Source organism: Ramlibacter aquaticus (assembly GCF_015159745.1).
Classification (GTDB): Bacteria; Pseudomonadota; Gammaproteobacteria; order Burkholderiales; family Burkholderiaceae_C; genus Ramlibacter; species Ramlibacter aquaticus.
This window is the reverse complement of sequence record NZ_JADDOJ010000151.1, coordinates 1-2,591: the sequence shown is the minus strand read 5'-3', so window position 1 is coordinate 2,591 and position 2,591 is coordinate 1. Positions and strand designations below refer to the sequence as shown.

At 72.8% G+C, this 2,591-nt stretch carries 3 protein-coding genes; 1 reads left to right on the top strand and 2 read right to left on the bottom strand.

All coding sequences use genetic code 11. From position 1 onward, the window contains the following. Positions 1 to 15 precede the first annotated feature (15 nt). On the top strand, positions 16 to 996 hold the full coding sequence (locus IM725_RS19815) for a Bug family tripartite tricarboxylate transporter substrate binding protein (RefSeq protein WP_193782363.1): 981 nt from the start codon (positions 16 to 18) through the stop codon (positions 994 to 996). Positions 997 to 1,048: 52 nt separating this feature from the next. Here the strand turns inward: IM725_RS19815 and infA are convergent, their stop codons facing one another. Then, complete coding sequence (gene infA / locus IM725_RS19810) at positions 1,049 to 1,312, bottom strand: translation initiation factor IF-1 (RefSeq protein WP_193782362.1); 264 nt, start codon at positions 1,310 to 1,312, stop codon at positions 1,049 to 1,051. 235 nt (positions 1,313 to 1,547) lie between these two features. After that, positions 1,548 to 2,591: WD40/YVTN/BNR-like repeat-containing protein (locus tag IM725_RS19805; protein WP_193782361.1), on the bottom strand; the 1,044-nt coding region annotated here is incomplete at its 5' end.

Sequence of the window (2,591 nt, the reverse complement as noted above, 5' to 3'; positions counted from 1 at the left end):
CCCCTGGAGACACGCATGACCTTCCCCCTTCCCTCCCGCCGCGCCGCCCTGCGCTCGCTGGGCGCGCTCGCCCTGGCCGCCAGCTTCGGCGCGCACGCCGCCTGGCCCGACAAGCCCGTCACGCTGATCGTGCCCTTCGCGGCCGGCGGCACCACCGACATCCTGGCCCGCATCGTGGGCCAGAAGATGGCCGAGACCCTCAAGCAGCCGGTCATCATCGACAACAAGGCCGGCGCCGGCGGCACGCTGGGCGCGGGGCTAGCGGCTCGCGCACCGGCCGATGGCTCGACCTTCTTCATGGCCACCATCGCCCATGCGATCGCGCCCGGCCTGTACAGCCACCTGGCCTATGACTTCACGCGCGACCTGGTGCCCGTGGGCCTGGTCGCGACCACGCCCAACGTGCTGATCGTGAACCCGTCCATCCCGGCCAAGACCGTGCCCGAGCTGATCAGCTACCTCAAGGCCAACCCCGGCAAGGTGAACTTCGGCTCCGCCGGCCCGGGCAGCACCGAGCACCTCGCGGGCGAGCTGTTCCGCTCCATGACCGGCACGCAGATCACGCACGTGCCCTACAAGGGCGGTGCGCCCATGATGGCCGACCTGCTGGGCGGCCAGATCCAGATGGCGCTGGAGACCAGCCCCTCGGCGGCGCCGCACATCCGCGCCGGCAAGGTGCGCGCGCTGGCCGTCACCAGCAGCAAGCCCTCGCCGGCCTACCCGGGCGTGCCCACGCTGTCGGACGCGGGCGTGAAGGGCTACGAGATGACGACCTGGTTCGCGCTGATGGCGCCCAAGGGCACGCCGCAGGCGGTGGTGGACGCGATGCATGCCGCGCTGGAGGGTGCGCTCAAGGACCCGGCGGTGCTGGCCCGGTTCAACGAGCAGGGCGTGACGGCGGGCGACATGGGCCCGGTCCCGCTGGCGGCGTTCATCCGCAGCGAGACGGCCAAGTGGAGCCGGATCGTGAAGGAGTCGGGCGCGAAGGTCGACTGAAACGCGGCCCGAGCCGCGGGGTGCCCCGGCGTCGCCGGCGGCACCGGTGCCGTCAGCGGCGGCGCTGGAACGGCGGGGGCGCGTCGCCCCGGCGCTCAGGCAGGTGGCGGAACATGATGCGACCCTTGTTCAGGTCGTAGGGCGACAGCTCCAGGGTGACGTCGTCCCCGGCGATGATGCGGATGTGGTTCTTGCGCATCTTGCCGCCGGTGTAGGCGATCAGTTCGTGCCCGTTGCTCAGCACCACGCGGTAGCGCGAGTCAGGCAGGATTTCGGCCACGCGGCCGCGCATCTCGATCAGTTCTTCCTTTGCCAATATCAGCTCCTGTGCTGCCGGCCTGCCCGGCCGGCGGGGGTCCCCCCGGCGCTGTCCGGGCGTCCGGGCCCGCACGGCGCCGGGTCGGCGCACGGCATGGGGCAAGGCGGGTAGCGGGCGGCGCTGCCCGGCGGGGACTGCGAGGCGTGGGCCCGTGGGGCCGAGCGTCGGGGTTACAGCCCGACACTATACGCCTTGCGCAGCCAGCCCGGCGGGCGGCGTTGCAAAAACCGCCTCAGCGGACGGCGAAGGCCGGGCCGCCGGCCGACTGCACGGCCCAGTGGCCGTTGCCCTGATACACCAGCACCACCGCGTCGCCCGCCGCCCCCGTGATCGCCCCCGAGGTGCCCACGCTGGTGCGGTGGCCCAGGCTCGTGTACAGCTGGCCCACGGTGTTGTTGTCGAAGCGCCCGGTCGCGGCGGCGAACTGGTCGCCGTCCGCGGACACGGTCACGGCCCGCCAGTCGGTGTCCGTGCCCGGCATGGCCACCGGCTGGAAGCTGGTGCCCCCGTCGGTGGACAGCAGGATGCGGCCCGGCGTGGTGCCCGTGTTGGACACGCTGACGGCGATGACGCTGCCGTCCGCCGAGACCGAGGCCTCGGTGTAGTCGGCGGTCAGCACGTAGGGACGGGTCCAGGTGGCGCCGCCGTCGCGCGAGACGAACACGCCGGAGCCCGAGGAGCCGCCATAGCTGTTGGCCATGATCACCAGCGTGCTGCCGTCGGCGGACATGGCGACGCGGTACCAGGACTCCACGAAGCCCGTGCCGCCCACGCTGACCGAGAGCGCGGTCCAGGTGCCGCCGCCGTCGTTGGAGCGGTACACCTCGCCGCTGTTGGCCACGGCCACGATCACCTGGCCGGTGGTGGACATGGCGACGCCGCGCCACCAGTGCGTGCCCGCCGGCAGGGCGGCCGCGTGCCAGGTGGCGCCGCCGTCCTGGCTCAGCACGATCTCGCCCGCCGGCACGGCCGTGCTGGGCTGCACGGTCGCGGCGATGCGCAGCCCGTCCTGCGACATCGCCGCGCCCTCGAAGGCCAGGCCCGAGGCGTTGTTCACCAGCGGGTCGGTCGCACGGGTCCAGGTGACGCCCTTGTCGGTGGACAGGTAGATGCCGCCGCCGTACTGCAGCGCGACCAGGCGCTCGCCGTGGGCCGACATGGCCGAGTTGATCCAGATGCTGGAGGGGCTGTTGCCGGCGGTCCAGGTCTGGCCGGCATCCAGGGAGGTGTCCTGCGTGCCGCCGGCGGCCTCGCCGGCCAGCATCACCTCACCGTC